This window comes from Rhodococcus sp. WB1 (genome assembly GCF_001700945.1).
GTDB lineage: Bacteria > Actinomycetota > Actinomycetes > Mycobacteriales > Mycobacteriaceae > Rhodococcus > Rhodococcus aetherivorans.
Genome location: NZ_CP015529.1, coordinates 1,126,924 through 1,153,139, shown reverse-complemented (window position 1 = coordinate 1,153,139; position 26,216 = coordinate 1,126,924). Strand labels below are relative to the sequence as shown.

Sequence of the window (26,216 nt, the reverse complement as noted above, 5' to 3'; positions counted from 1 at the left end):
CGGTGTCGCGATGCGCTCGATTCGGCGTTCCCCGGGGTGGGAGGACTCACGTGTTCTCCGACGCCGCGGACGGCTGTGGTGCTGTGTGCAGCCGATCGAAGAAGTGGGCGAGGGCGGGGCTGATGCTGCGGCCGTGTCGTTCCGAACCGACCCGCCGAACGAGTTCTCGCACAGCGGGTCCGGTATCGAGCACCGGCTGAACCAAACCCGACCGTGCACACTGCTCGAGGACGGGCAGTAACACCCGTTCCGCTTCCGGGAGTGAGCCGACCGTGACAAGGCACTCGGTCAGCAACAAGCGGACATAGAGGGATGCTCTGGGCCGGTCGGTGGCGCTGATCGACTCGGTGAGGATTCGGGCGCGCCGGCACGCGTGTGTCCGGTCACTGTCGGAGCCGGCGGCGAGCAGCAGCCGGATTGCCGCCTCTTCCGTGGTCTCGGCCGTGACCTGGGCGATCCCGTCAGGAACGTCGCTCGGAAGCCCGGGAGGAAAGGTGTCCGGGGAGACCTGCGATATCCCGATGCCCGTCCGGATGCGCTCGTTGGTGATGTACACCGCCAGGCGGGGCAGTTGCAGTGACAGCGCCAGCCGTTCCCCTTCAGCCAGTCGCTCGGCGGCCTGTTCGTGCTGCCCCAGGCGATGCTTCAGGCGAGCGCCGATGACGTACGTGGCGAGCATGAACTCGACGGTTCCGCCTTCGGCGCCGAGGCTGTAGCTCTCGTCGAGCAGGCCTTCGGCCTCGGCGAGGTTTCCCTGTTCGTACAGCAATTCCCCGAGGAGGGCACCGGTGAGCCGGGAGCTGTAGGAATTGTCTTCGTCGGAAGCGGTGGCCAGGTGCATGGCGTGGCGCAGGCTCGTCTCGGCGCCGTCGAGATCGAGTTGTTCCCGTGCGGCCACTGCATCGAGGCAATAGCCGTAGATGACACTGAACGGCCCGGAGGCGCGGCGGTGATGCGGGCGTGCCCATTGCTGCCAGCGCCGGGCCTCGTCGAAGTCGAACCGCTGGATCTCGCGGAACGAGGCCACATCCGCGACACCGCACAGAATCCACGGGCGGAGTCTGTCGGCGCGGGCGATACACGCCTCGAGTGCCTCGTCGAGGTGGTCGAGACGGTCGTCGAAGACGGTGATGGTGGCCCGGATGAGATCGGCCTCGGCTCGGGCGTCAGCCTCTTCGTCGCCGGGCACGGTCGGCAGCACTGCCTCTAGGCGGCTGAGGGCGTCGTTGGCCGCAGCGCGGTGGTGCAGCAGCGCGTGTGCCCAGGCCACCGCCAGCTGCAGGCGTGGCCGCATCGCGCCGGCGGTCGTCGGTAGCTTGGTCTCCAACCCGAGCAGAGTGTTCATCCGGGATTGTTCGAGCAGTGGGATTGCTTCCCGCTCGACCACGTCGATCGCCGCGTCGTCGTCGCCGGCGGCGTGGAAATGATCGACCGCCGCGCTCAACAGGTGTTGATCGGCGAACCATCGGGCCGCGGTCCGGTGCAGTTCGTGCAGGCGTTCCGGGTCGCCTCGTTCGAGCCGGCGGCGTAGATAGTCGGTGAACAGGTGGTGGTAGCGGAACCACTGTCCCTCCTCGTCGAGCCGGGTGAGGAACAGGTCCCGTTCTTCGATGTCTTCGAGCACGGCCTGGGCGTCCCGGCAGCCGGTCAGGGCGGTGGCCAGGGCTGCGCACGTGCGTTCGCTGACCGCGGTGGCCAGCAGGAAGTCGAGCAGGTCCGGTTCGAGGCTGTCGAGGACGTTCTCGGCGAGGTACTCGCCGAGAGCGCGATGCCGGCCCGACAGCTGGCGGATGACCGTCCGGGGGTCACGGTGTTCGCGTATTGCCAGCGAGGCCAGCTGCAGGGCCGCCGCCCACCCGTCGGTTGTTTCCTCGAGCTCGGCAACGTCCTTGTCCTCCATGGTCAATCCGGTGGTACCGGTGAGCAGCTGGCGGGACTCGTCGACGTCGAAGCGCAGTGCGGCGGCGTCGATCTCGATCAACTCGTTGTGCACGCGCAGGCCGCTCAGCGGCAGACCCTGCCGGGCCCGGCTGGTGACGACCAGCTGCAGGTGGTGGCACCCTTGCTCGAGCAGGAACCGGGCGATGGCCCGGCTGGCAGGGTTGGTCACCCGGTGCCAGTCGTCGAGGACCACCGCGATGTGCTGCCCGCCCGTGTGTGTCCGGTTGATGAGGGTGGTCAGCACGAACCGCTCGGCGCCCTCCCCGTGTGCCTCCAGGACACGGGTCAGCTCTCTGCCGAGCCGGGGCAGGGTCACCGTGACCGCATCGACGAGATGCGCGAGAAACCAGGCGGGGGTGTTGTCGTCTTCGTCGATCGACAACCAAGCGGTCTTGCCGCCGTCGTGCTCGAGCATCCGCACGTACTGGGTGGCCACGGTGGTCTTGCCGTATCCGGCCGGGCCGTGGATCAAGATCAGCCGTGCCCGGGTCGCGGTACTGAGCCGGTCGAGCAGCCGGGTGCGCTGCACCATCGCGTGAGCCGCGACCGGGGGGCGGTACTTGGTCGCCACGGCGGGCGGGCGAGCAGGCACGGACGCACCGGCCGAAGGGTCGAGGCGCAGATACGCCGCGGTCGCGGGGGATTCGCGACTTTCCGGCTGCGGTGGGCTCTCCTCGTCCCAGACCAACGGCAACGGCAGGTCGGCAACGGTGTAACCGAGGTCCGCCCCGGCGCTGCGCAGCGCCTCCCCCAACCCCGCCGCCGTGCCGAAGCGGTGGGCGGGCTCACGGGCCATCGCCTGCTCGATCACCGCACACACACCCTCCGGAACATCCCGCTCGCGCAGATCCGGGATCGGTTCGGTGCTGATCCGCAGCAGCTGCGCCACCAGTTCCTCCCCGCGGCGCCGCGCGTAGGCCGGCCGGCCGGCCAGCGCGGTGAACAAGGTGGCGCCGAGTCCGTAGACGTCCGAGGCGACCGACGGAGACTGCCCGTGCAGCAGCTCCGGCGCGGTGTAGGCGGGAGAGCCCACCACCAAGCCTCGCGTGGTGTCCTGCCGATCCGACAGCCGGGCGATCCCGAAATCGGTCAGTTGCGGTTCGCCGTACTCGGAGATCAGGATGTTCGCCGGTTTGACGTCGCGGTGCAGGACACCCGCCCGGTGTGCCGTCTCGAGCGCCCCGGCCATCTTGATGCCGATGTCGAGAACTTCGGCAATCGTGCGGGCCCCGCGCCGGTTGATCCAGGCCTCGAGGGAGTCCCGGTGGTGGAACGGCATCACGATGTAGGGACGCCCGGTACGGGTGACGCCGGCCTCGAGCACGTGCACGATGTTCGGATGCCCCGACAGCCGGCCCATCGCCTGCTGCTCGCGCAGAAACCGCACCCGGTCGGTCTCGTCCGGGCTGGAGCTCATCACCTTGACCGCGACCACCCGGTCGAGGGCGGGCTGACGACAGCGGTAGACGATGCCGAAACCTCCCTGCCCTGCCACCCGCGGCTCGACGAAACCGGCCGCGCTCAACTCGTCCGCAAGCTCCCTCGGAGGCGGATCAGCGGGACGTTCGGCGGCGTCACCGGACACCGTGCACCCGGTCTTCGGACCGAGTCCGGCACGGCAGCAGGTGCACCACGGCACTCCCGGGAGCCGGTTCTGCCGGCCGGTGCTCTGCGGACTTGATCATGACGCCACCTCGGATTGCTTCCGATTCTAGGCGCCACCCGCAGAAATTCACTGGCGGTGGGGAGCGCGAGGGCCTGGGCGCACTGCCCATCGGGAGAGGCCGATCTGATCGTTCGGCCAGTTCGTCGGCAAGTCGGCGGACTTTACGGTGGATCCGGCAACGACCGTTGACGGTCGGGCAGGACCAGCTGTGTTCGATGAAGATGCGAGGGACCACGTGTGCGATCGGAAGGCCTACCGCGGTGCGCGTTCCTGTGGTGCAGGCTCACGCCCAGGGGTATTCGGGTCGGGGACACGTGCAGTGAGCCGACCGACGGTACGAGCCTGACGTGAGTGAGGGTTTTCGGATCGACCGCGTCTGCGTTCGACGAGCACGGCCCCCGGGGCCGTTCTTCGCCGATCCCGGAGAAACGAACGTCTGGCTGGTCGGCGACGACCGGGACGTGGTGGTCGTCGATGCGGGTGGTCGAGCCACCGACATCGCCGACGCGGTCGGTGACCGATGTGTCACCGCGGTGATCTGCACCCAGGGTGGCCGGGCCCACGTCTCGGCCGCGGTCGACGTGGGCGTGGGACTGTGTGCTCCGATCCTGCTGCATCCGGCCGACCACGCGTTGTGGCAGGCGGTGCACGGGCAGCGTCGCTATTGGCGACTCGACGACGGGCAGCGCATCGCCGTCGCCGGTGAGGAGATCCGGGTGCTGCACACTCCGGTCGCCACGCCCGGGTCGGTGTCGTTGCATCTTCCACACCTGGGCGTGGTGTTCACCGGCGACGTCCTCCGGCACGGGTGTGAAGCGCCCGGACACACCCCGCCGCCGAGCACGGCGCCCGGGCCACTGTCGGCGTTACCGGCCGACACCCGAGTTCACCCCGGCCACGGCGACAGTTTCCTTCTCGGCGAGGCGTTCTCGCCGACCGATCGATGGGTGCGACACAGCGCATGACGAACACCACGGACCGGCACGTCTTCGACGAGAACGACATCCAGATCACCGACCCCAAGTCCTACGCGGCCGGGGTGCCCGCGGTGCTGGTGTCGCTGCGTCGTGGTCTCGAGCAGATGGGCCCGCTTCGCACCGCCCGCACCCTGGCCCGGCTGAACCAGCGGCACGGCTTCGACTGCCCGGGGTGCGCCTGGCCGGAGACCCCGGGGCATCGCAAGGCCGCGGAGTTCTGCGAGAACGGCGCCAAGGCCGTCGCCGAGGAGGCCACCACCCGGAAAGTCGGCCCGGAGTTCTTCGCCGCCCATTCGATTCCGGAGTTGCTCGCGCAGACGGACTTCTGGCTCGGGCAGCAGGGCCGGCTGACGCATCCGATGATCATCCGACCGGGCAGGGCGCACTACGAGCCGATCGGCTGGGACGAAGCCTATGCGGTGATTGCCGAGCACCTGCGTGCCCTGCCGAATCCGGACGAGGCGATCTTCTACACCTCCGGCCGCACCTCCAACGAGGCGGCATTCGTCTACCAGCTGATGATCCGGTCCTTCGGCACCAACAACATGCCGGACTGTTCGAACATGTGCCACGAATCCTCCGGCACCGCCCTGACCGAGACCATCGGCATCGGCAAGGGCTCGGTGTCGGTCACCGACCTCGAAGACGCCGACCTGATCCTCATCGCCGGCCAGAATCCCGGCACCAACCATCCCCGCATGCTCTCCGTGCTCGAGAAGGCCAAGGCCAACGGCGCCACGGTGATCGCGATCAACCCCCTGCCCGAGGCCGGGTTGCTGCGGTTCAAGGACCCGCAGAAGGTGAACGGCGTGCTCGGTGACGGCGCACAGATCGCGGACGAGTTCCTGCAGATCCGCATCGGCGGGGATCAGGCCCTGTTCCAAGGGCTGGCCAAGCTGCTGCTCGAGGAGGAGGACCGTCGGCCGGGCACCGTGCTCGACCGCGAGTTCCTCGACAGCCGGTGTGCCGGGTTCGAGCAGTGGGCCGAGCACATCCGGGCCGTCGACCTCGCCACGGTGCTCGAGGCGACCGGCCTGACGCGCGAGCAGATCGAACAGACCGCCCGCGCCCTGATCGCCTCGAACGCCACCATCGTGTGCTGGGCGATGGGCCTGACCCAGCAGACCCACGGTGTGGCCACCATCCAGGACGCCGTGGCCTTGTTGCTCATGCGGGGGATGATCGGCAAACCCGGAGCGGGGGTGTGCCCGGTGCGCGGGCACTCCAACGTCCAAGGCGACCGGACGATGGGGATCTGGGAGAAGATGCCCGAGTCCTTCCTGCAGGCTCTGGACGACGAGTTCGGCATCCGCAGTCCCCGCAGGCACGGCCTCGACGCGGTCGATTCGATCCGCGCCATGCGCGACGGCGCCGCGCACGTGTTCATGGCGATGGGTGGCAACTTCCTCTCCGCGACCCCGGACACCGATGTGACCGCCGCCGCGCTGCGCAACTGCGCGCTGACGGTGCAGATCTCGACCAAACTCAACCGCAGCCACCTCGTGCACGGGCGCACCGGGATCATCCTGCCCTCGCTCGGCCGCACCGACAAGGACGTCCGCAACGGCCGCAAACAACTGGTGTCGGTGGAGGATTCGATGTCGGTGGTGCATCTGTCCCGCGGTGGCCTGACGCCGGCCGGCGAACAGTTGCGCAGCGAGGTCGCCATCGTCTGCGAGCTCGCGCAGGCGTTGTTCGGGCCGGATCACCCGGTGCCGTGGCGCGCGTTCGCCGACGACTACGACGCCATCCGCGACGCCATCGCCCGCGTCGTGCCCGGGTTCGACGACTTCAACACCCGGGTCCGCCGACCGGACGGGTTCGTCCTGCCGCACCCACCCCGCGACGAGCGCCGCTTCCACACCGCCACCGGAAAGGCGAACTTCGTCGTCAACGACCTCGACTGGGTACCGGTGCCCGAGGGCCGGCTGATCCTGCAGACCCTGCGCTCCCACGATCAGTACAACACCACCATCTACGGCCTCGACGACCGCTACCGCGGCGTCAAGGGCGGCCGGCGGGTGCTGTTCGTCAACGACCGCGACCTCGAGTCGTTCGGCTTCGCAGCGGGCGACCGGGTGGACCTGATCTCCGAATGGCCCCGCCCCGACGGCACCGTCGAAGCGCGCCGCGCCGACGACTTCCGGCTCGTCCCCTACCCCACCCCGGTCGGCAACGTCGCCGCCTACTACCCCGAAACCAACCCCCTGATCCCGCTCGACCACGTCGCCCGCAAGTCCAACACCCCCGTGTCCAAGGCCGTCACCATCCGCCTCGAAGCCCACACCCCTCGGCGCGAGGGCGCCGCGGCACCGGGCACGGCGCCCGGCCGGCCTTCCCCCGGATCACCCGGGCGAGGCGAACTGGTGCACCGGAGCGTCGCATGGGACGAGTAACCACCCGCACCCGCATCACCCGCATCCACGCGAACCGACAGTCGACACGCCCGGATACCGTGGTCGTCGAAGAGCCCCTCGAACTCAGGGTGAACGGCACCGCGCTGGCGGTGACCATGCGCACCCCCGGCTCCGACATCGAACTCGCCCAAGGCTTCCTGCTCACCGAAGGCATCGTCGGCGACCGCGGCGACATCGCCGCGATCCGCTACTGCCACAGCACCGACGAGAACGGCCGCAACACCTACAACGTCCTCGACATCGACCTCGCCCCCGGCGTCGCACTGCCCGAGACCGGCATCGAGCGCAACTTCTACACCACCTCCTCCTGCGGAGTGTGCGGCAAGGCCTCCCTCGACGCGATCCGCCAACGCACCCGCCACGCCCCCGCCGACGACCCCGTCGTCGTCGACCCCACCGCCCTGTCGGGCATGCCGCACACCCTGCGCGAGGCGCAGAAGGTGTTCGACCGCACCGGCGGCCTGCACGCCGCCGGCCTGTTCACCGCCACCGGTGACCTGCTCGCCCTGCGCGAGGACGTCGGCCGGCACAACGCCGTGGACAAGATCGTCGGCTGGGCCACCGAAAACCACCGCATCCCCGCCCGGGGAACGGTCCTGCTCGTCAGCGGCCGCGCCTCCTTCGAACTCGCCCAGAAGACGGTCATGGCCGGCATCCCCGTCCTCGCCGCCGTCTCCGCACCGTCCTCACTCGCCATCGACCTGGCTGACGAATCCGGGCTGACCCTGGTCGGTTTCCTGCGCGAGGACACCATGAACATCTACACCCACCCTCATCGAATCGGGGTGTGAGCAATCCGCAGGGTGCCCGTCCCCTCCGGCGAGCACGTGAAGGCCGCCGCGCCGCGCTCGTCGCACGGGCGCGAGCGGGCTGTTGTGGTGGCGAGCGGGGGGTTCCTGAGCCCTCCCCTCGCGGTTCGCCGCGAAATCCACCCGCTCGACGCGGGATGTACCCGCTCGACGTCCCGGGTGCTCGCCATTCAGCATTCGGAACTGAAACGTTCGGAACTGCAATAAGGTATCGGCTGCACTCCCGCTGGGCATCCGAGGTTCCGTCCTCGGATTCGAGAACCCGAGGACGAGGCATGACCGACGCAGTGGACGAGACGGCACGGCTCGCGAGCACCTTCGACGACGCGAGCGGCGACTTCGACCGGCTCACCCCGACGGTGTGGGGCCCGGCGGGGCAGGCGCTGGTCTTCCAGCTCGGGCCCGGTCCCGGCGCGACGGTGCTGGACGTGTGCTGCGGCGCCGGCGCCTCGGCGCTGCCCGCCGCCGCGGCGGTGGGACCGACCGGCCGGGTCCACGCGATCGACGTCGCCGACGAACTGCTCGAGCTCGGCCGGCTCGTCGCCGCCGAGCGGGCGCTGCAGAACATCGACTTCGTGTGCGCCGACGCCACCACGTGGGAACCGCCGTCCGCGGTCCCGGAGGCCGGGTACGACGCGCTCGCCATCTCCTACGGCGTGTTCCTGCTGCCCCACATGGACGCCACGTTCGACCGCCTGGTCGGCCTGGTCCGGCACGGCGGCCGGATCGGCGTCACCGTGTGGCGGGCCGGCGCGATGGAGGAGATCAGCGCGACGCTGTTCGACGTCGTCGGCCGGCGCAACCCGGCGGTGGCGGGCCGGCCGTCGCTGCGCGACCGGACACCGCTGCACGCGATCGATCTGCCACGCACCCTCGAGGCGTGGCTCGCGGCCGCCGGCACCCACTCGGTGGAGGTACGCACCCTGTCGAATCTGCTGCCCGCCACCGAGGAACTGTGCTGGACGCTGGTGACCGCGACGGGCCTGCGGGCAGCCCTGGCCGGGCTCGACGCCGACGCGGTCGCCGCGGTGCGCGCCGAGTTCCTGGCGGCCGTCACCGAGCGCGGCATCCACACGATCGACGCGACCACCCTCGTCGGGACCGCCACCGTCCGGCGGCCCCCGGCGACGGTGTGACCGGCCGGAACGACCCGGATGCACACCTGAGACACTGGACGGCATGACCTCCGCTGCCTCGTCCGACGACCGTCGGTATGTACTGTCACTGGGCTGCCCCGACGCCACCGGCATCGTCGCCCGCATCTCGACCTTCCTCGCGGACGTGGGCGGCTCGATCGTCGAAGCCGGCTACCACGCGGACCCCGACAGCGGCTGGTTCTTCACTCGTCAGGCGGTGCGCGCCTCCTCCATCCCGCTCGGCCTCGACGAACTGCGTGAGCGGTTCGCGACCGTCGCGGCGGAGCTGGGCCCGGAGACCGAGTGGACGCTGCAGGACACCGGCGAGACCAAGCGGGTGGTGCTCCTCGTCAGCAAGGAGGGCCACTGCCTGCACGACATCCTCGGCCGGGTGGCCGCCGGCGAGCTGAACGCGGAGATCTGCGCGGTCGTGGGGAACCACCCCGACCTCGAGCGGGTGACCCGCCGGCACGGCATCGACTTCCACTACGTGTCCTTCCCCAAGGACCCGGAACAGCGCGGGCCCGCGTTCGAGCAGGTGCGCAAGCTCGTCGACGTGCACGATCCGCACGCCGTCGTGTTGGCGCGGTTCATGCAGATCCTGCCGCCCGAGCTGTGCGAGCACTGGGCGGGCCGGGCGATCAACATCCACCACAGCTTCCTGCCGTCGTTCATCGGCGCACGCCCCTACCATCAGGCCTTCGCGCGCGGCGTGAAGCTGATCGGCGCGACGTGCCACTACGTGACCCCCGAGCTGGACGCCGGCCCGATCATCGAGCAGGACGTGGTGCGCGTCGGTCACGCCGACACGGTCGGCGACATGGTGCGCCTCGGCCGCGACGTCGAGAAGCTGGTGCTGGCCCGCGGTCTGCGCTGGCACCTCGAGGACCGGGTGCTGGTGCACGGCAGCAAGACCGTCGTCTTCAGCTGACGTCCCGTTCCGGGGCTCGCCCGTCACCCGACCGTGACGGTCCGGCTGTGCCAGCCGGTGGCGCCGTCGGGGACGGGCGGGCGACGCTGCTCGTCCTGCACCCGGCCCTCGCCGTCCGTCGCGCGCACCTCGACCACGTGCGTACCGGGCGTCGCGTCCCACCGCCACGTCCACTGCCGCCACGTGTCGAGGGAGTACTCCTCGGCGAGCACGGCGTCGTTCCAGGGGCCGCCGTCGACCCGGACCTCGACGCGGTCGATGCCGCGATGCTGCGCCCACGCGGTACCGGCGACGATCACGGGCCCGGGTTCGAGCCGGCCGAACGCGGCGGGGACGTCGATGCGCGACGCCGTCCGGACGGGGGCCTTCTCCGCCCAGCCGCGCCGCGTCCAGTAGGCCTCGGCCCGGTCGAAGCGGGTCAGTTCCCAGTCGACGACCCACTTGGTGGCGGAGACGTACCCGTACAGGCCCGGCACCACCTGCCGGGCCGGGTATCCGTGTTCGAACGGCAGCGGCTCGCCGTTCATCGCGACGGCGAGCAGGGCATCGCGGCCGTCGAGGACCGCGTCGACGGGGGTGCCGCAGGTGAAGCCGTCGACGCTGGTGGACAGGAGCATGTCGGCGTCGGGGCGGACCCCGGCCCGCGCGAGCAGGTCGCTCATCCGGTATCCGATCCAGCGGGCGTTGCCGGCCAGGTCGCCGCCCACCTCGTTGGACACGCAGGTGAGCGTGAGGATCCGTTCGACGGGTTCGAACGCGGCCAGATCGTCCCAGGTCAGCGTCACCTCCCGTTCCACCATCCCGTGGATGCGCAGGCTCCAGTCGGCGGTGCGCAACCGCGGCACCCGGAGCGCGGTGTCGATGCGGTAGAACTCCGCCGGTGAGGTGAGGAAAGGGGTGGCCCCGGGGACCGTCACCTCGGTGCCGGCCGGCACGGATGCGGCGGGCCGGGCGGGCCGCGGGATCAGGAACCGGGCGCGGTCCTCGACGGCCCGCGTCAGCCGGTCGGTGAGGTACCGGCCGGTCGCGCCGGCGGCCACGGCCACGGCGGCCGCGGAGCCGACCACCGTGAGGAACCGCCGGCGCGGCCACCCCGACGCCGGGGTCTCCGGCACGCCGTCGCGGACGTCGGATCGGGCGAGCAGCCGGATGGAGTACTGCAGCAGCGCCGCGCCCGCGACGGCGCCGGCGACCGTCGGCAGCGCGGCGACGGCCGTGGCGCCCGGCCGGCTCAGCGCCGCGTACACGCCCACCGCGGCCAGGGCGAGGATCACGAGACCACCGCGCGGGCGGCCGGGCTGCTCGAGCAGCCCCGCCCCCACGGCGAGTACGGCCAGGATCACCGACATGCCGATGAACAGCGCCGGCTTGTCGGACGTGCCGAAGGTGTCGATCGCGAACTCGCGGGCCCACGCCGGGGCTCGGTCGACCGTGGTGGCGCCGACGGCGTAGAACGGCGACGAGGCGGGCCCGATCAGCACGGCCAGCAGTTCTCCGACGCCGAGGACCACTCCGAACGCGACGAGGCCGGCGAAGGCGCGGGCCGCGCGGTGGCGGGCCACTGTCATGGGTCTCCTCCCGGTGGACTACACCGAGGGTTCGGCGCCGCGCCCGCCGCGGATGGGACCCTCAGGCGCCGGCCGGCATGCGATCGCGTTCGGCCAGGTGCAGCAGTTCGTCGTCGAAGGCGTCGATCGCCTCGACCGAGCTCATGTGCCCGATCCCGTCGAGCACCACGAGCCGCTCGAGGTGCCCGCAGGTCTTCAGGGTCTCGGCGAGCTTGCGGGCGTGCACCGGCGGTGTGAGCCGGTCCGCGGTGCCGACGAGCACGGTCGTCGGCACCGTGAGGTGGTCGAGCCCGTCGCGGATGTCGAAGGCGCTCAGCGCGGTGCCCCAGTTGCCGCGGGCCCGCGGCGTGCAGCCGAGCACGATCTTCTCGCAGAAGGCGACCTCGGCGGTGCTCGAACCGGGCGCGAGCGCGACGTACTTCAGGGCCCGGGTGGTGACGGGTGAGGCGACGAGCGGAAGGGCGGCGCCGAGGAGCCGGCGCGCGACGGGCTCCTGCACCCGCCCCAGCCGGGACGGCAGCAGCGCGGCCTCGGCGAGCAGGCTGTCGGTGCCGGTGCTCGCGAGCAGCACCCCGGAGGCCTTCTCCCGCACCTGATCGGGGTGGCGGCCGGCCCACGCGATGATGCTCATGCCGCCCATGCTGTGACCGGCGAGGACTGCCTTGCGGCCGGCCGGCACCGTCGCCTCGAGGACCGCGGCGAGGTCGTCGGCGAGGACGTCGGGGCCGAAGGTCCGGGTACCGAGGTCGCTGCGGCCGTGTCCGCGCTGGTCGTAGGTGATCACCCGGTAGCGGCCGGCGAGGGCGTTGATCTGCGGGATCCAGTAGTCGGCGTTGCAGGTCCATCCGTGGCTGAGCACGATCGGGTCGGCGTCCGGGTCGCCGTAGGCTCGGACGTTGAGATGGGCACCGTCGTCGGTGGTGAGGTCGATGACGTCGGGTTCCACCGTCGGCGGCGCGAGCAGCGCGTGCGGTGGCCGGTCGGCGGCGCGCACCACGGCGCGGCGTCGGCGGGCGCGGTAGGCCACGAGGCCGGCAACGGCAGCGGCGCCGGCCACCCCGGCGATCGCCAGGGTGGTCCTGCGGGACGGCTTCTTCACCTGTGTTGTTCTCCTGGTTGCTGGAACGACGGCCGTCGCGACGTGCGGCGGCCGGGGGACGGTCGCGCGGTCACAGGACGTGGGCGCGGCGGAGCAGCAGGGTGGACGGTCCCCCGATCAGGCCGACGTCGTCGAGGAACTCGATCGTCCGTCGTGCGCCCTCGCGGAGCCGGTCGTGGTAGTGGGTGTTGGTGCGGACCGCGGCGGTGGCCTCGGCGACGTCGAGTCCCGCGGCGGCGTAGACGTCGTCGTGGACCAGGCTCGTGACGACGAAGTACGCGGAGATGCCCAGCTGCAGCCGGACGCGTGCGCGGTCGACGCGGGAGAGGTGGCGCGTGCGGCGGATGATCTCCTCACGCGCGTACCGGATGTGGCGGGACTCCTCGATCACATGGATGCGGCTGACGGTGCGGGTGACGGGCTGGACCCGCTCGTCGCGCATGAAGTCGCGCTGCATCATGTCGAGGATCTCCTCGGCGAACAGGGTGCCGCCGAAGGCGAGCGCTCCGCTCGCGGTGGCCTTGAACAGCCGGCCGCTCTCCCGGATCCAGCGCTTCGGCCGGTAGGACGGGATCCCGAAGTGCTGTGCCGCGCGCGCGAACATCGTCGAGTGCCGGCACTCGTCGGCGATCTCGGTGAGCCCGAACTGGACGTAGGGGGTGGCGGGGTCGCGGCGGTAGAGGTCGCGCACGAGCATCTGCATCAGGATCATCTCGAACCAGATGCCGGTGCCGGCGATGCTGGCGGCCTCGTGCTGGGTCAGTACGATCCGCTGCCGCTCGGTCATCGACTCCCACAGGGCGGTGCCGTAGAGGCTGCTCCACTCGGGGGTCATGCCGTACTTGTCGGCAGGGACGGGGGCGTCCCAGTCGATCTCGAGGGCCGGGTCGTAGGAGGAGCGCGCCGCGGACGCCAGCAGGCGTTCGGCGGTGTCCTGACGGTCGGCGGTGCGGAAGGTCCGGGTGAGCGCCATCGTCGATCACCTCGTCTCGGTTGTTACCCGTTACTCGAAGTGTCACCAACCTGTCGGCGCTTGTCAAGGCTCCCGGGGAGAGCTACCACCGGCGCCGTTGCACCTCGTCCACCCGCGGCCGCACGTCGACGAGGTACACGCACACGGCGATGACCGCGATGATCCCGAGCATCATGAAGGTGCCCCAGAAGACGAAGATCACCAGCAGCGAGGCGGCGAGGATGCCGAGCCACACCGGCTTGGTGAGCTTGTCGACCGCGGGGAACGCCTCGGCCGGCTGCCGCACGGCATGCAGCAGCGCGAAGCCCGCCCCGGCGAGCGCGACGATCTGCAGAGCGAAGATGATCAGGGCGGCGAGAGAATCGACGTTGGGCACGTCCCCATGGTACGAGCAACGGCCCCCACGCGGAGGTCGCGTGGGGGCCGTCGGCGGTTCTACCGACCGGTCGAGATCAGGCGCCGGTGGTCTTGCGCGGCGCGGCCTTCTTGGCGGGCGCCTTGGCCGGAGTCTTGGCCGGAGCCTTGGCCGCAGCCGGGGCGGGCGCCTTGGCCGGGGTCTTCGGCGCGGCGGCCTTCTCCGCGGCCTCCTCGACCTTGGTGGCGGCCTCGTCGAGCTCGAGCGCGGCGGTCTCGACCCGGTCGGCGGCCTCCTCGGCGGCCTCCTGGGCCTGGCCACCGAGATCGAGCACCCGCATACCGGCCTCCTCACCGGCACCGGAGATGGCCTCGCCGACATCGCCGGCGGTCTCCTCGATCCGGCCGGCGGCGCGACCGGCGAGCTTGGCGGCCTGCTCGCCCACGGCGCGGGTCTGCCGCGCCACGGTGCCGAGAGCATCCTCGGTGAGCTCGACGGCGTCACCGAACGCGGCCTCGGCGCGGCCGATGCTCTCCTCGACGACCGGCTGCTTGCGCAGCCGCTCGATGGTCTCCTCGCCGCGCTCGGCGAGCGCGGTGTAGATGTCGGAGGCCACCTTCAGGTATGCCTCGGCCACCTTGCGCAGCTCCTCGGCAGTGAACTTCTCGCGCAGCTCGGCGAGATCCTCGGGCAGCTCGGCCGGCAGGCCCGCGAGACGCTCGCGCAGGGACTCGACGTTCTCGGTCAGGTCCTCCTGGAAGTCGGCGAGACGGCCCCGGGCGCTGTCGACCCGGTCGGTGACGTCGGTCTGGGTGGTCTCGGCGCGACGGCGGGTCCGGGCCACCACGTCGGCCACTGCCTGGACCACGGCGTCGCCGGCGCCGACGGCGGCATACAGCGGGGTGGCGAAGGTCTTCGGATCGGTCATGTCAGTTCTCCTGTTGGTCGGGGTCGGTCGCGCCCTTCGGGGCGGCGGCCTCGGATGCGGACGTCTCGGATGCGGATGCCTCGGGGGCAGATGTCCCCGGTGCGGATGCCGCCCCGGACGGGCGGGAACCGTTCTCGCGGCAGAACGATTCGTAGATGTCGAGCAGGACCTGCTTCTGCCGTTCGGTGAGGACGGCGTCGGCGAGCAGCGCGTCGCGCACCGCGCTCTGCGGACGTTGCTCCAGGATCCCGGCCCGGACGTAGAGGACCTCCGCGGACATCCGGAGACCCTTGGCAATCTGACCGAGCACCTCGGCCGAGGGCTTGCGCAGCCCTCGCTCGATCTGGCTCAGGTAGGGATTGCTGACGCCGGCGAGCTGGGACAGCTGACGCAGGGACACCTGCGCCGCCTCGCGTTGCGAGCGGATGAAACTGCCGATGTCCTGGGCGGCAGTGCTGACTACCCGGGTAGCGATCTCGGTGGCGCCGGACGCGTCGTCCTTGTCACCGTCCCCCCCGTCGGCGGGTTCACCCGATTCCTTCGTGGACACAACCTCAGCGTACGCGCAAGTGCTAGCTGTAGCAAGCACTCTGCTAGCAGGTGTGGCACGTCACGCGAACAGCAGGTTCGACAGGGTGTAGATGGCCAGGCCGGCGAGCGATCCGACCACCGTGCCGTTGATGCGGATGAACTGCAGATCGCGTCCCACCTGCAGCTCGATCTTGCGGCTCGCCTCCTCGGCGTCCCAGCGCTCGACCGTCTCCCGGATCACCGCGGTGATCTCGTCGGCGTAGTTGGCGGCGATGTACCGGGCCCCATCCAGCAGCCAGCGGTCGAACTTGCCGCGTAGCTCGTGGTCCTCCATCAGCCGCACGCCGAAGTGGATGACGTTCTCGGTGACCTTCGTCCGCAGCGTGCTGTGCGGATCGTCGACCGACTCGAGGATCATCCGCTTGGCCGCCCGCCACGTCGCGGAAGCCAGCTGCGTGACCTCCTCGCGGCCCATGATCTCCGCCTTGACCTTCTCCGCCTTGGCGATGGTGACCGGGTCGTGCTGCAGGTCCCGCGCATAGTCGGCGAGGAACCGGTTCGCGGCCACGCGCACCTCGTGGTCGGGGTTGGAGCGCACCTTCCAGGTGAACTCGACGAGCTCGCGATGGATCCGCTCCCCGAGCAGCAGGTCCACGAACTTCGGCGACCACGACGGCGAGTCGCGGCTGATGATGCGGTCGATCGTCTCCTGGCTGCCGAGGGCCCATTGATGGGCCCGCTCGGCCAGCATGTCGATCAGCGGCATCTGCCGGTTCTCGGCGAGGAGCTCGGACAGCACCCGGCCGATGGGCGGCCCCCACTCCGGCTCGGCGATGCGCTTGACGATGGTGTTGTCGATGATCTGCTGGATGTCCTCCTCGCGCAGGACCGTCACGAGGCCCCGCAGCACCGTCGACGTCTCCTGCGCGATCCGCTCGGCGTGGTCGGGCTCGGCCATCCAGGTGCCCAGCCGCAGCGGGATCCGGGCGTTCTCGACCTTCTCCGACACCACCTCGGGGGCGAGGAAGTTGGCGCCGACGAACGAACTCAGGCTCGCCCCGAGCTGATCCTTCTTCCGCTTGATGATGGCCGTGTGCGGAATGGGGATCCCGAGCGGATGCCGGAACAGCGCGGTGACGGCGAACCAGTCCGCGAGCGCGCCGACCATCCCGGCCTCGGCGGCCGCCCGCACGTACCCCACCCATTCGCCGGCACCGCGCGACTCCTGCCAGCGGCAGAACAGGTAGACCGCGGTCGCCGCGAGCAGAAAGCCGGTGGCGACCGCCTTCATCCGCCGCAGATCCCTGCGCTTGGCGTCATCGTCGATGCTCATCAGCTGCACCTCCACCATTGTGCCGAACCCGCCACCCGCAGGGGCGGGACGCGGGTTCGGCACACCGTCCCCCCCCTGGGAACGGGACATCCGCACGGGGTGCGGCACACCCCCTTATAAACTGGGCGGACGATCGACAGCGAACGGATGTGCCACCCAGTGCCGAACCACCGAGTTCCCCAGCCCCTGCCCCCGACCGACACGCCGGTCCCGACAGCCGCCGCGCCGACCAAGCAGGACGGGCGCAAGCGCCGCTGGCACGAGCACAAGATCGCCCGGCGCGAGGAACTGGTCGACGGCACGATCAAGGCGATCCGGTCCCGCGGGCGCGACGTCGGGATGGACGAGATCGCCGCCGAGATCGGCGTGTCCAAGACGGTTCTCTACCGGTACTTCACCGACAAGAACGACCTGACCACGGCGACGATGCTCCGGTACGTGGAGACGATCCTCGCTCCGCGCATCTACGCGGCGGTGGCGGAGGATCTCGACGAGTACGACCTGACCCGGGTCGCGATCGCCACGTACGTCGAGACCGTCGCCTCGGATCCCGAGGTGTACCTGTACGTGATGACCAACAGCGCCGCGGCCGGGCGCGATGTCGTGGCGAACTCGGAGCGGATGATCGCCGAACTCGTCGCGACGGTGATCGGCGAGCGGCTCCGGAATCTGGAGATGGACTCGGGCGGTTCCGTGCCGTGGGCGTACGCGATCGTGGGCGCGATCCAGCTCGCCACCCACTGGTGGATCTCCAACAAGTCGATGTCGGCGGAGGACCTGACCGACTACCTCACCATGATGACCTGGGGCGGGATCTCCGGGATCGCCGCCGTCGGCGGCTCGCCGGCCCGGTTCAAGAGCCGGCCGCACCCGCTGCTCCCGGAGGCCGGCACGCCGTGACCAGATTTATGTAACTGGCGTTTACATGTAAAGTCGCGGGCATGTCCGACCCACACGACGACGAACCCGACGGCTACCGCGGCCCCGCCGAGGTCACCGTCGGCGAGCAGCACGCCACCACGGAGGTGCAGCTGGCCGGAGCGTTCGACCCCATCAGCGGGCGCTACCGCTGGCGCGGCCGGATCCGCGGCCTCGCGGCAGCCCTGCCGCCGGGCACCGACCTCTCCCCCGGCACCGACCTCCACCTGACCGTGCCCGGGCCCGGCGGCCCCGCGCCGGCGACCGTCCGGATCAGCGAGACGGACCTGTGGGGCAGCCACATGGTCGACGGCGTCTCGGCCCCGCCCTATCCCACCCGCCCCGACGACACCGAGCTCGAACCCGGCTGATCCGGTCGCCGGATGTGGCACCCTCGGCATCATGACCGTCAAGAGCACCGACCCGTGGCAGACGCCGGCCGTCGAGGTGCTGCGCGCCCACGCCGGGACCAGGGTCGCCGAGATCGACACCAACGGCACCCCGGGCTTCTCCGGCGACAAGGCCACCGGCGAACTGCTCATCGAGGAACGCGGCGCGGTGCTCTCGCGGCTACAGGAGATGCTCTTCGCCAACGGGCGCTCGGGCGACCGCCGGTCGATCCTGCTGATCCTGCAGGGCATGGACACGGCCGGCAAGGGCGGCATGGTCCGCAACGTGATCGGCCACGTGGATCCGCAGGGCGTCGACCACACCTCGTTCGGCGTGCCCACCCCCGACGAGAGGCGCCACCACTACCTGTGGCGCATCAACAAGGCACTGCCGCGGGCCGGGCAGCTCGGCGTGTTCGACCGCTCACACTACGAGGACGTCCTCATCGTACGGGTCCACAACCTCGTACCGGAGAGCGTGTGGAGCGCCCGGTACGACGAGATCAACCAGTTCGAGCGTGAGCTCGTCGACAACGGGACCACGCTGATCAAGGTCGCGATGTTCGTCTCGCTCGAGGAGCAGAAGCGGCGCCTGGCAGAACGGCTCGAGCGGCGGGACAAGCACTGGAAGTACAACCCGGGCGACGTCTCCGAACGCAAGCTGTGGCCGGCCTACCAGGAGGCGTACCAGGCGATGCTCGACAGAACGTCGACGGATCACGCCCCCTGGTACGTCGTGCCCTGCGACCGCAAGTGGTACAGCCGCATCGCCGTCATGGAACTGCTCATCGACGCGTTCGAAGGCCTCGACCTGGACTGGCCGCTCGCCGGGTTCGACGTGGAACTCGAGAAGCGGCGCCTGGCCGAGGCGTGAGGCGGCGGCGGGACCGGACCGTCAGAACAGGTGCGGCGTCTCGCGATGCAGACGGTGGTCGTGATGGACGGTCGTGCCGATCATCGCGATCGCCGACGCGACCGCGACGACGCATACTATGCCGGCGACAAGCGCCCACCCGCCGTTGCCGGAACCCGCGGCGTAGAGGAAGGCCGCAAGACTCACGATCGAGAGCAACGCGAGCATGTACCCGGTCCATGCGACGAACAGATTGAGCTTCATGACCGCTCTCCTTCCTCAGAGCGCCGTTGTCCCTGGTGGAGCCGACAGTACCCCCACAGTGACACAGGTCACAAGTGGGCTGCCGTCGTCGCCGCGGAGGTTTGACGGGCGCCGTACGGGGCATGTCACAACCGTGCAGCCCGCAGCGGTGCCGAACGAGGAGTGGAACAGGCAGGTCCGGCACGAGACCCCCGTGCAGCGGCTGGACCGGAACTGGTCGAGCCTGCTGCAGGAGCTGCGCGTAGTGCAGACCGGCGTCCAGCTCCTCACAGGCTTCCTGCTCACCCTGCCGTTCCAGAGCCGGTTCGACGCACTCACCGACTTCCAGCGCGGCGTCTACCTCGTCACCGTGCTCGCGTCGATCGCGGCCACCATCCTCCTCGTCGCTCCCGTGGGCATGCACCGCCTGCTCTTCCGGCAGCGCCGGCTCCCCGAGCTGGTGAACACCGCGCACCGCTTCGCCATGGCGGGCCTGCTCCTGCTGGGCGTCGCGATGACCGGCGTCGTCGTGCTCGTCGTCGGACTGGTGGTCAATACCGCCGCCGGCATCGCCGCGGGCGTCGTCACGGTCGTGCTGTTCCTGACCCTGTGGGTCGCCTACCCCTGGCGCTACCGGCGGCGGTGACCGGGCTCAGCCGGGCAGCGTCTCGCCACCGATCGGTGCGAGCACCTCACCGCTGTAGTACGACGACATCGTCTCGGAGGCGAAGAAGACGTACGAGGGCGCGATCTCGTCGGGCTGCGCGGCCCGGCCGAACGGGGCCTGCTGCCCGAACGTCGCGACCTTCTCCGCATCCATGGTGGCGGGGATCAGCGGCGTCCATACCGGCCCCGGCGCCACGCAGTTGATGCGGATTCCTCGATCCTGGAAGGACTGCGCCAGCGAGTACGTCAGCGCGAGCACCGCGCCCTTCGTCGCCGAATAGTCGATCAGCGACTTGTTACCCCGCAGACCGTTGATGGAGGCGGTGTTGATCACCGCGGAGCCGCGGGGCAGGTGAGCGAGCGCCGCCTTCGTCACGTGGAAGTAGCTGTCGATGTTCACCGCGAACGTCCGCCGCCACTGGGCGTCGTCGAGCTCGGCGAGGTCGTCCACCGGCTCCTGGTACGCGACGTTGTTCACCAGCAGATCCAGGCCGCCGAGCGCCGCGGCCGCGTCGGCGACCACCGCGCGACAGTGCTCCGCGGCGGCGAGATCGCCCGGGAGCAGATGGCATGCACGGCCTGCACGCCGCACCAGTTCCGCGGTGTGCTCGGCGTCGTCGTGCTCCTCCAGGTAGGCGATCGCGACGTCGGCTCCCTCCTTCGCGAAGGCCACCGCCACCGCGCGCCCGATGCCGGAGTCGCCGCCGGTGATCAGGGCCTTGCGTCCGGCGAGCAGGTCACGGCCCCGGTAGTCCCGCATCTCGTCGCGGGGCTGCTCGGCCATGTCGGCCGTCGCACCGGGATAGTCGATCGTGTGGGGCGGGCGCTCGACGTCCTCGCCCCCGGGCGCCGTGTTCTCGTTGTCGCTGTTGTCACCGTTCATGCCCGGGCGGATACCCGCGCGAACCCGTCCCACACCCGCGCGCCGCAGGGCGTTTCGCACGAATCGGGTCCGGGTATCCGCGCACATGCCTGCGAATTCGCCGACCGTCGTGATGCAGTCCTCCGCCCTTCCGCGGGCCCGGGGCCCTGTCTCCCGAGAGGTGATCGAGCGGCTCGCGCGTCCGGCCGATACCGCGATCTGGCCGATCGAGGTGGCCGGGATCGACCCCTACGGCGAAGACGCCCAGCTGGCCCTGACGGTGCTGTACGAACTGTCCTACCGCGGGTTCGACGGAGTCGACGCGGGCTGGGAATGGGCGCCGGGCCCGCTGACCGTCCGGGCCGGCCTCGAGGGGCTGTTCCTGGACCGGCTGCACGCCGACGTGCCCTCGGGCAACGATCCCCAGCGGGTGCTCGACGACCTGTGCCGCGAACCCGAGGACGCGTGGGGCGTGTCCCACCACATCTGCGAACGCGGCACCTGGGAGCAGGTGCGCGAGTTCTTCGTGCACCGGTCCGTCTACCACCTCAAGGAGGCCGACCCGCACTCGTTCGCCATCCCCCGGCTCACGGGCCGGGCGAAAGCGGCGCTCGTCGCGGTGGAGTTCGACGAGTACGGCGGCGGCCGGGCCGACCGCATGCACTCGACCCTCTACTTCGACCTGCTCGCCGCGGCCGGACTCGACCCGGGATACCTGGCGTATCTGGACCGGGTGCCGGCGGAAACGCTCGCGACGGTGAACTTCATGTCCCTGTGCGGGCTGCACCGCGCACACACCCCGAAGCTCGTGGGGTTGTTCGCCTCCGCGGAGATCACCTCCTCCCCGATGGCGCGCCGCATGGCACGCGGCCTCGAACGCCTCGGCGCGCCGAGCGCCTGCATCCACTTCTACACCGAGCACATCGAGGCGGACGCGGTGCACGAGCAGGTGCTGCGCTACGACGTGGTGGGCGATCTGGTGGAACGGGATCCGCGCTGCGCGGGCGACATCGCGTTCGGCGCGGAGGCGATGGAATACCTCGAGGGCCGGCTCGCCGCCTACGTGCTCGAGCGGTGGAACGACGACGAGTCGTCCCTGCTCGGCGCCGGAGCCGTCTGAGCGTCCCTCCGGCCGATCGCCGCCCGGCATCCGAGTTCTCGGGTGCCGGGCGGCCGCCGTTCAGTCCTGCCGGTCGGGCTCCTCCTCCTCGATCAGGTGGACGGCCGCTTCCTCGGCGGAGGCCGCGCCCCCGTCGATCCCTACGTCCGTGCCGAACAGCTCGGAATCCACGTCCTCGGCGGTGCCCTCGTCCGGCGCGACGAGGCGTCCCGCGCGCGCCCGGCCCGCCTCGGCGACGGAGCTGCGGAACTCGTTCTCCCCCTCGTCGTCCTCGCGTTCGGGCTCCTCCTCGCGGAGCCGTTCGTCCAAGGTCTCGTGGCGTTCGAGGCCGACGGGTCGTTCCATCGGCGAGAATCCCTCGTCGAGGACGTCGTCGACACCGCGGTCGATCAGGGAATCCTCCGGCTGCAACTGGTCCTCGTCGTCGACGCTGTACTCGCCGGGGACGCTGTCCCCGGGGTTCTCCGAAGTAGGCATGCACCCGACAATGCCACCGGCGCCGTCCGCGCGCCACGGATCGACGCGAAGTGCACATCCTTCCCACCACGAGTGGTTCGCGAGGTTTCGGCACATCCGATGCGGGTATCCCCTGTGCACGGCCCGGATCCGACCGGCAACGGGCACCGACAGCGAGGTGACACTCATGATCATTCTGGGTTTGATTCTGCTCGTGGTGGGTTTCCTCACCAACATCTCTATCCTGTGGACGCTCGGGATCATTCTCCTGGTGGTAGGCGCAATCCTGGCGATCCTCGGAGCGACGGGCCGGGCTGTCGGCGGCCGGAAGTACTGGTATTGACGCATGACGCGTGACGACGCGTAAACGCGTTGCGGGGCGGGCGGTTCCTCTCGGGAACCGCCCGCCCCGCGTTGTCCACCGGCGTCGTGCGCACCCGGCACGACCGGCACCCCGCCGGAACCGGCGGCTCTCAGCGTTGATCGCGCCGGGACCGGCGGTGACTGGTGTCGCACAGCGGGTACCGCTCGCTGCGCCGGCACCGGCAGATCGCGACGACGAACCGGTCCGATTCCACCTCGTCGCCGTCCTCGGTCACGATGCGCACCGGGCCCTCGACCAGGACGGGACCGCCGCGGACCAGGCGGACGACCCTGGGCTCCGCCCCCGCGGGACCCTCCACCCGCAGTCCCGGGCACAGGCCGGGCACAGCGACGCCCCCGGAAGACGTGTCCCGGGGGCTGCCGTCCGTGGCTACTTCACGGGCAGTGTGTTCGATCGGCACGGATCACCACCACTTCCTCGGTGTCGACGCCCGCGGGCAGTTCGTAACGCGCCCGCAGATACCCGGCGCGGCTGCGCATCACGGGCCCGAACGGGATCCGGCGACGCGCCACGACGGAGGCCTTGAGACCGCCGTCGCGCAACCGGACGAGCGTCTCGTCCACCCCGGAGAACTCCGAATGCACGACGAGAGCGAAACCGCCGGGAGACAACAGGTTCGGCAGGCTCCGGCACAGCGGGTCCAGCACCGCCCGCCCGTCGGCACCGGCATCCCAGCGGGCGTCACCGTCCCCGGCTGCGTGCGGTACGTAGGGCGGATTGGACAGCACCACGTCGAACGGTCCGTGCCGGTCGGCTTCGTCCAGTCCGCCGCGCAGGACCCGGATGGGAAGCTGCCGCGACCGCGCGTTGATACGCGCCGCGAGGACCGCCCGGGGAGCGATGTCCAGTGCCGTCACGGACCCGGCACCGGACATGGCCGCCGACACGGCGATGAACCCTGTGCCGGTGCAGAAGTCGAGCACCTTGGCGCCGGGGGGTGCCGCCGCACGATCGAGTGCGCCGGCGAGCAGATGCGAATCCTCCTGCGGGCGGTACACACCGGGCAGTCGCCACACCCTCCTGGGCGCCGGCACGTTACCGGACCCCGGCTGCGACGGCACGACCCCCGTGGGTGGACCGGGCGAGGGACACGTTGGACTCCGGGCGAGACGTCGTTGTCATACGTGGGAGTACCCCTCCAAGCGGCCGCCCGAAACGTGGTGCGGGCGGAAGGCGGTGACGGCGGTGCGCCGCGATGCGGGAGCCGCGGCGCCGTCCGGACGGTTGCGGAACAACGAGGGCCCGGCACGGTCGGGCTCCCGGCGCGCGCCGGCCGGCGCCGCCCCGGTCGGGGCCAGCGAACCGAGCATGAACGACAGTCCCGCCGCCACGGCGAGTCCGGCCCCGATGCCCGTGACGGCGGAAGCGGAGAGCACACCCACGCCGACGGCGGCGATCACGCAGATGCCCGCGGCGATTGCGGCGACTCCGCCTTCCACCTCGCGCAGCGCCCGCGGCACGAGGGAAGGGTTGTACACCTGCCGGATCGGTGTTCCCACTGGCGTTCCCATGACTTCTGATACCCCGTCGGCGAATCGCTCAACCCCGAAACGTGTGAATCTCCGCGTTCGGCAAGGGCACCGGGAATTCAGCTGCGCATCAGCACGTCCGAGATCGCCCCGTTCAGCCGCCGCCGAACCCTGCCGCCCACGCCGTGGTCGCGCAGGGCCGCCCGGGCCGCGTTCCACCCGCACATCCCGTGGACGCCACCGCCGGGATGGGTGGACGAGCCGGCCAGGTACACACCCTCGACCGGCGTGCGGGGACCACCGAAGCCGGGCAACGGCCGGAACACGAGCTGCTGATGGATCTGGGCGGTGCCGCCGTTGACCGCCCCCCCGACGAGGTTCGCGTTGGCGGCCTCGAGGTCGCGCGGGCGTTGCACGCTGCGGTGCACGACCGAGCTCAGCACCCCCGGCGCGTGCGCCTCGAGTTCGGCGTCGACGCGCCGGGCGAGTTCCTCCGCGGAGGCGTCGTCGGCGACACCACGCGGCAGATGCGTGTACGCCCAGGCGCTTTCCGTTCCCTCCGGCGAGCGGGCGGGATCTGTGGTGGTCATCTGGCCGAAGATGATGAAGGGATGCTCCGGGACGCGGCCGGTCGCGAGGTCGGCCGACCAGTGCACGAGACCGTCGGCGTCGGCGCCGAGGTGGACGGTCCCGGCCGTCGCGAGCGCCGGCGAGCGCCACGGAATCGGCCGGTCGAACGCGTAGTTCACCTTCACCACGGGCGTGTCCCACTCGAAGCGCCGCAGGTCGTCGCGGACCGCGGCGGGCACGGCGTCCGCGGGCAGGAGCGAACCGAACAGTGCCGGCGCGGACACGTCGGCCAGTACCGCGCGCCGTACCCGGAACCGTTCCCCCTGCTCGGTGCGGACCTCGGTCGCCACACCGCCGCCGACCTCGATGCCGGTGACCTTCCGGCCGCACAGGATCCGGGCCCCGCTGCGTTCGCCGCGCCGCGCCAGGGCCGCCGCGAGCTCCCCGGCGCCGCCCTCGGGCACCGGATAGCCGACGTCCTGGGCGAGCATGGTCAGGACGTATCCCATGATTCCGCTGCCCGCCGAGTCCACGGGGGTGTCGGCGTGCATGGCGTTGCCCAGCAGCAGCAGCCGCGCGTGCTCACCGCCGAACAGTTCCTGGGCCATCCGGCGGGCGGGCAGCGCCAGCATCCGCATGAAGCGCAGTGCGTCCGCGGTGCCGAGCCGGCGGATCAGCCCCGCCGGGCCGCGCACCGGTGGGAACGGCTCGAAAAGGGTGCTCAGGAAGGGCTCACGGATGCCCTTCCACTGCTCGGCCAGGCGGATCCAGGTGGTCCCGTCGCCGGGGTGGCGCCGTTCGAGTTCCGCCGCGGTCTCGGTGACGTCCGGGTAGACCACCGCGGCGTCCTCGTCGTCCGGCCCGGCGGCGTGCCCGTACACCCGCGGCGCCCGCCGCAGCCGCAGCCCGTGCGACGCGAGGTCGAGCGCGCGGAACGCCGGGGACGCCGCCGCGAGGGGGTAGAAGGCGCTGAACAGGTCCATACGGAAGCCCGGATGCAGTTCCGCCGTGCGGACGGCGCCGCCGATCTCGTGCTGCTCCTCGAGCACCAGGACGTCCCAGCCGGCGTCGGCGAGCACGGCCGCCGCGGTCAGGCCGTTCTGGCCGGCGCCGACGACGACGGCGTCGACGGTCTCGGTGCTCACTCTCCGACGCCCTTCGGCTCCGTGGCGTGTTCGGCCATGAGCATGAGCCGGCGCAGGCACTCGACGTTGCGCGGCAGCACCAGCCGGGCCTGGATCGCACCGGGTACGAACTGAGCCGGGCCGGCGGCGGCCTTCTCGGCCATCTCGATCCGGCACCCCCCGGGCCGCTCGTGCAGGCGCATGGTGATCTCGGCCTGCCCGGCCGGCCACGCCCGCGCACGCAGCTTCAGCTCCCTTCCGGGGATCGATTCCACCACCTCGGTATGGTCGTTCAGCAGGGCGGGCCACACCCCCACCGAGTGGTGGATGCGGCTGCCCACCGCCGGCCACGCGTCGTCCACGGCCCGGATGCGGGAGGCGCCCACCACCCAGCCCGCGTACGACCAGCCGTCGGCGAGGACATCCCACACCTGTTGCGGCGTCGCCGTGGTGTCGCGCTGCGCTGTTTCGCTCATCCCGATACCCTCTCTCGTCGC

General features: G+C 70.8%; 27 protein-coding genes. 11 read left to right on the top strand and 16 right to left on the bottom strand.

Annotated features, from left to right (window positions below):
* Positions 1-46: 46 nt before the first annotated feature.
* On the bottom strand, positions 47-3,466 hold the full coding sequence (locus tag A4U64_RS05185) for a serine/threonine-protein kinase (RefSeq protein WP_065922290.1): 3,420 nt from the start codon (positions 3,464-3,466) through the stop codon (positions 47-49).
* A 488-nt stretch (positions 3,467-3,954) separates the two neighbouring features.
* Here A4U64_RS05185 and A4U64_RS05180 point away from each other — a divergent pair, with 488 nt between their 5' ends.
* The 5 genes from A4U64_RS05180 to purU all read left to right on the top strand — a co-directional run bounded on the left by A4U64_RS05180 (position 3,955) and on the right by purU (position 9,877).
* Positions 3,955-4,572 carry an MBL fold metallo-hydrolase gene (locus A4U64_RS05180; RefSeq protein WP_043803279.1) on the top strand — a complete coding sequence of 206 codons (618 nt, stop codon included), beginning with the start codon at positions 3,955-3,957 and terminating at the stop codon, positions 4,570-4,572.
* Positions 4,569-6,980: an FdhF/YdeP family oxidoreductase gene (locus tag A4U64_RS05175; protein ID WP_232334172.1), complete on the top strand. Its 2,412-nt coding sequence runs from the start codon at positions 4,569-4,571 to the stop codon at positions 6,978-6,980. The genes A4U64_RS05180 and A4U64_RS05175 overlap by 4 nt, the downstream gene beginning before the upstream one ends.
* Complete coding sequence (gene fdhD / locus A4U64_RS05170) at positions 6,968-7,792, top strand: formate dehydrogenase accessory sulfurtransferase FdhD (protein ID WP_006946513.1); 825 nt, start codon at positions 6,968-6,970, stop codon at positions 7,790-7,792. The genes A4U64_RS05175 and fdhD overlap by 13 nt, the downstream gene beginning before the upstream one ends.
* Positions 7,793-8,085: 293 nt before the next feature.
* Complete coding sequence (locus A4U64_RS05165; protein ID WP_006946511.1) at positions 8,086-8,946, top strand: class I SAM-dependent methyltransferase; 861 nt, start codon at positions 8,086-8,088, stop codon at positions 8,944-8,946.
* Positions 8,947-8,989: 43 nt separating this feature from the next.
* Positions 8,990-9,877, top strand: a complete 888-nt coding sequence (purU, locus tag A4U64_RS05160) for a formyltetrahydrofolate deformylase (RefSeq protein WP_006946510.1) — start codon at positions 8,990-8,992, stop codon at positions 9,875-9,877.
* Positions 9,878-9,900: 23 nt separating this feature from the next.
* Here the strand turns inward: purU and A4U64_RS05155 are convergent, their stop codons facing one another.
* The 7 genes from A4U64_RS05155 to A4U64_RS05125 all read right to left on the bottom strand — a co-directional run bounded on the left by A4U64_RS05155 (position 9,901) and on the right by A4U64_RS05125 (position 16,664).
* A complete protein-coding gene (locus A4U64_RS05155; RefSeq protein ID WP_065922288.1) occupies positions 9,901-11,445 on the bottom strand; it encodes a molybdopterin-dependent oxidoreductase in 1,545 nt (514 codons plus the stop codon).
* Positions 11,446-11,506: 61 nt separating this feature from the next.
* Positions 11,507-12,544 (bottom strand): alpha/beta fold hydrolase, encoded by a 1,038-nt coding sequence (locus A4U64_RS05150; RefSeq protein ID WP_006946508.1) that lies wholly within the window; start codon positions 12,542-12,544, stop codon positions 11,507-11,509.
* Between the two features lie 70 nt (positions 12,545-12,614).
* Complete coding sequence (locus tag A4U64_RS05145) at positions 12,615-13,517, bottom strand: AurF N-oxygenase family protein (protein ID WP_006946507.1); 903 nt, start codon at positions 13,515-13,517, stop codon at positions 12,615-12,617.
* An 82-nt stretch (positions 13,518-13,599) separates the two neighbouring features.
* A complete protein-coding gene (locus A4U64_RS05140; RefSeq protein WP_006946506.1) occupies positions 13,600-13,893 on the bottom strand; it encodes a DUF2516 family protein in 294 nt (97 codons plus the stop codon).
* 76 nt (positions 13,894-13,969) lie between these two features.
* Positions 13,970-14,800 carry a hypothetical protein gene (locus A4U64_RS05135; protein WP_006946505.1) on the bottom strand — a complete coding sequence of 277 codons (831 nt, stop codon included), beginning with the start codon at positions 14,798-14,800 and terminating at the stop codon, positions 13,970-13,972.
* 1 nt (position 14,801) lies between these two features.
* Positions 14,802-15,350 (bottom strand): helix-turn-helix domain-containing protein, encoded by a 549-nt coding sequence (locus A4U64_RS05130; RefSeq protein WP_006946504.1) that lies wholly within the window; start codon positions 15,348-15,350, stop codon positions 14,802-14,804.
* Between the two features lie 60 nt (positions 15,351-15,410).
* Positions 15,411-16,664, bottom strand: a complete 1,254-nt coding sequence (locus tag A4U64_RS05125) for a DUF445 domain-containing protein (protein WP_373566444.1) — start codon at positions 16,662-16,664, stop codon at positions 15,411-15,413.
* 159 nt (positions 16,665-16,823) lie between these two features.
* Here A4U64_RS05125 and A4U64_RS05120 point away from each other — a divergent pair, with 159 nt between their 5' ends.
* From A4U64_RS05120 to A4U64_RS05110, 3 genes are read left to right on the top strand one after another with little or no spacing between them, the layout of a single operon-like run.
* A complete protein-coding gene (locus tag A4U64_RS05120; RefSeq protein WP_006946502.1) occupies positions 16,824-17,564 on the top strand; it encodes a TetR/AcrR family transcriptional regulator in 741 nt (246 codons plus the stop codon).
* Between the two features lie 41 nt (positions 17,565-17,605).
* Entirely contained in the window at positions 17,606-17,953 is a 348-nt protein-coding gene (locus A4U64_RS05115) for a DUF4873 domain-containing protein (protein ID WP_029545207.1), read from the top strand.
* Positions 17,954-17,984: 31 nt separating this feature from the next.
* Positions 17,985-18,845, top strand: a complete 861-nt coding sequence (locus A4U64_RS05110) for a PPK2 family polyphosphate kinase (protein ID WP_006946498.1) — start codon at positions 17,985-17,987, stop codon at positions 18,843-18,845.
* 21 nt (positions 18,846-18,866) lie between these two features.
* Here A4U64_RS05110 and A4U64_RS05105 read toward each other — a convergent pair whose 3' ends face one another.
* Entirely contained in the window at positions 18,867-19,088 is a 222-nt protein-coding gene (locus A4U64_RS05105) for a hypothetical protein (RefSeq protein WP_006946496.1), read from the bottom strand.
* Positions 19,089-19,221: 133 nt separating this feature from the next.
* Here A4U64_RS05105 and A4U64_RS05100 point away from each other — a divergent pair, with 133 nt between their 5' ends.
* Complete coding sequence (locus tag A4U64_RS05100) at positions 19,222-19,713, top strand: DUF6328 family protein (RefSeq protein ID WP_029545210.1); 492 nt, start codon at positions 19,222-19,224, stop codon at positions 19,711-19,713.
* Positions 19,714-19,719: 6 nt separating this feature from the next.
* Here the strand turns inward: A4U64_RS05100 and A4U64_RS05095 are convergent, their stop codons facing one another.
* Complete coding sequence (locus tag A4U64_RS05095; RefSeq protein ID WP_050035634.1) at positions 19,720-20,616, bottom strand: SDR family oxidoreductase; 897 nt, start codon at positions 20,614-20,616, stop codon at positions 19,720-19,722.
* An 85-nt stretch (positions 20,617-20,701) separates the two neighbouring features.
* Here A4U64_RS05095 and A4U64_RS05090 point away from each other — a divergent pair, with 85 nt between their 5' ends.
* Positions 20,702-21,715: an iron-containing redox enzyme family protein gene (locus tag A4U64_RS05090; RefSeq protein ID WP_065922287.1), complete on the top strand. Its 1,014-nt coding sequence runs from the start codon at positions 20,702-20,704 to the stop codon at positions 21,713-21,715.
* Positions 21,716-21,775: 60 nt separating this feature from the next.
* On the opposite strand, the gene A4U64_RS05085 is transcribed toward A4U64_RS05090, so the two are convergent.
* The gene (locus A4U64_RS05085) at positions 21,776-22,192 is read right to left on the bottom strand and encodes a DUF5709 domain-containing protein (RefSeq protein WP_029545216.1); all 417 of its coding nucleotides are present in this window, start codon (positions 22,190-22,192) and stop codon (positions 21,776-21,778) included.
* 166 nt (positions 22,193-22,358) lie between these two features.
* On the opposite strand from A4U64_RS05085, the gene A4U64_RS28460 reads away from it, so the two are divergent.
* Complete coding sequence (locus A4U64_RS28460; RefSeq protein WP_003937495.1) at positions 22,359-22,514, top strand: DUF6131 family protein; 156 nt, start codon at positions 22,359-22,361, stop codon at positions 22,512-22,514.
* 130 nt (positions 22,515-22,644) lie between these two features.
* Here A4U64_RS28460 and A4U64_RS05080 read toward each other — a convergent pair whose 3' ends face one another.
* The 5 genes from A4U64_RS05080 to A4U64_RS05060 form a co-directional block, all read right to left on the bottom strand.
* On the bottom strand, positions 22,645-22,854 hold the full coding sequence (locus tag A4U64_RS05080) for a CDGSH iron-sulfur domain-containing protein (protein WP_037201884.1): 210 nt from the start codon (positions 22,852-22,854) through the stop codon (positions 22,645-22,647).
* A 76-nt stretch (positions 22,855-22,930) separates the two neighbouring features.
* The gene (locus A4U64_RS05075) at positions 22,931-23,554 is read right to left on the bottom strand and encodes a HemK2/MTQ2 family protein methyltransferase (RefSeq protein ID WP_006946489.1); all 624 of its coding nucleotides are present in this window, start codon (positions 23,552-23,554) and stop codon (positions 22,931-22,933) included.
* A gap of 120 nt (positions 23,555-23,674) precedes the next feature.
* The gene (locus A4U64_RS05070; protein ID WP_006946487.1) at positions 23,675-24,055 is read right to left on the bottom strand and encodes a hypothetical protein; all 381 of its coding nucleotides are present in this window, start codon (positions 24,053-24,055) and stop codon (positions 23,675-23,677) included.
* Between the two features lie 89 nt (positions 24,056-24,144).
* Positions 24,145-25,740 (bottom strand): phytoene desaturase family protein, encoded by a 1,596-nt coding sequence (locus tag A4U64_RS05065; RefSeq protein WP_029545221.1) that lies wholly within the window; start codon positions 25,738-25,740, stop codon positions 24,145-24,147.
* Positions 25,737-26,195 carry an SRPBCC family protein gene (locus tag A4U64_RS05060; RefSeq protein ID WP_006946482.1) on the bottom strand — a complete coding sequence of 153 codons (459 nt, stop codon included), beginning with the start codon at positions 26,193-26,195 and terminating at the stop codon, positions 25,737-25,739. The genes A4U64_RS05065 and A4U64_RS05060 overlap by 4 nt, the downstream gene beginning before the upstream one ends.
* Positions 26,196-26,216: the final 21 nt, after the last annotated feature.

Bases quoted from the DNA above. Each gene is read 5' to 3' on its own strand.
- A4U64_RS05175 (WP_232334172.1), top strand. From the start codon at position 4,569: ATGACGAACACCACGGACCGGCACGTCTTCGACGAGAACGACATCCAG.
- fdhD (WP_006946513.1), top strand. From the start codon at position 6,968: ATGGGACGAGTAACCACCCGCACCCGCATCACCCGCATCCACGCGAAC.
- A4U64_RS05165 (WP_006946511.1), top strand. From the start codon at position 8,086: ATGACCGACGCAGTGGACGAGACGGCACGGCTCGCGAGCACCTTCGAC.
- purU (WP_006946510.1), top strand. From the start codon at position 8,990: ATGACCTCCGCTGCCTCGTCCGACGACCGTCGGTATGTACTGTCACTG.
- A4U64_RS05155 (WP_065922288.1), bottom strand. From the start codon at position 11,445: ATGACAGTGGCCCGCCACCGCGCGGCCCGCGCCTTCGCCGGCCTCGTC.
- A4U64_RS05145 (WP_006946507.1), bottom strand. From the start codon at position 13,517: ATGGCGCTCACCCGGACCTTCCGCACCGCCGACCGTCAGGACACCGCC.
- A4U64_RS05135 (WP_006946505.1), bottom strand. From the start codon at position 14,800: ATGACCGATCCGAAGACCTTCGCCACCCCGCTGTATGCCGCCGTCGGC.
- A4U64_RS05125 (WP_373566444.1), bottom strand. From the start codon at position 16,664: ATGAGCATCGACGATGACGCCAAGCGCAGGGATCTGCGGCGGATGAAG.
- A4U64_RS05115 (WP_029545207.1), top strand. From the start codon at position 17,606: ATGTCCGACCCACACGACGACGAACCCGACGGCTACCGCGGCCCCGCC.
- A4U64_RS05110 (WP_006946498.1), top strand. From the start codon at position 17,985: ATGACCGTCAAGAGCACCGACCCGTGGCAGACGCCGGCCGTCGAGGTG.
- A4U64_RS05105 (WP_006946496.1), bottom strand. From the start codon at position 19,088: ATGAAGCTCAATCTGTTCGTCGCATGGACCGGGTACATGCTCGCGTTG.
- A4U64_RS05095 (WP_050035634.1), bottom strand. From the start codon at position 20,616: ATGAACGGTGACAACAGCGACAACGAGAACACGGCGCCCGGGGGCGAG.
- A4U64_RS05090 (WP_065922287.1), top strand. From the start codon at position 20,702: ATGCCTGCGAATTCGCCGACCGTCGTGATGCAGTCCTCCGCCCTTCCG.
- A4U64_RS05085 (WP_029545216.1), bottom strand. From the start codon at position 22,192: ATGCCTACTTCGGAGAACCCCGGGGACAGCGTCCCCGGCGAGTACAGC.
- A4U64_RS28460 (WP_003937495.1), top strand. From the start codon at position 22,359: ATGATCATTCTGGGTTTGATTCTGCTCGTGGTGGGTTTCCTCACCAAC.
- A4U64_RS05060 (WP_006946482.1), bottom strand. From the start codon at position 26,195: ATGAGCGAAACAGCGCAGCGCGACACCACGGCGACGCCGCAACAGGTG.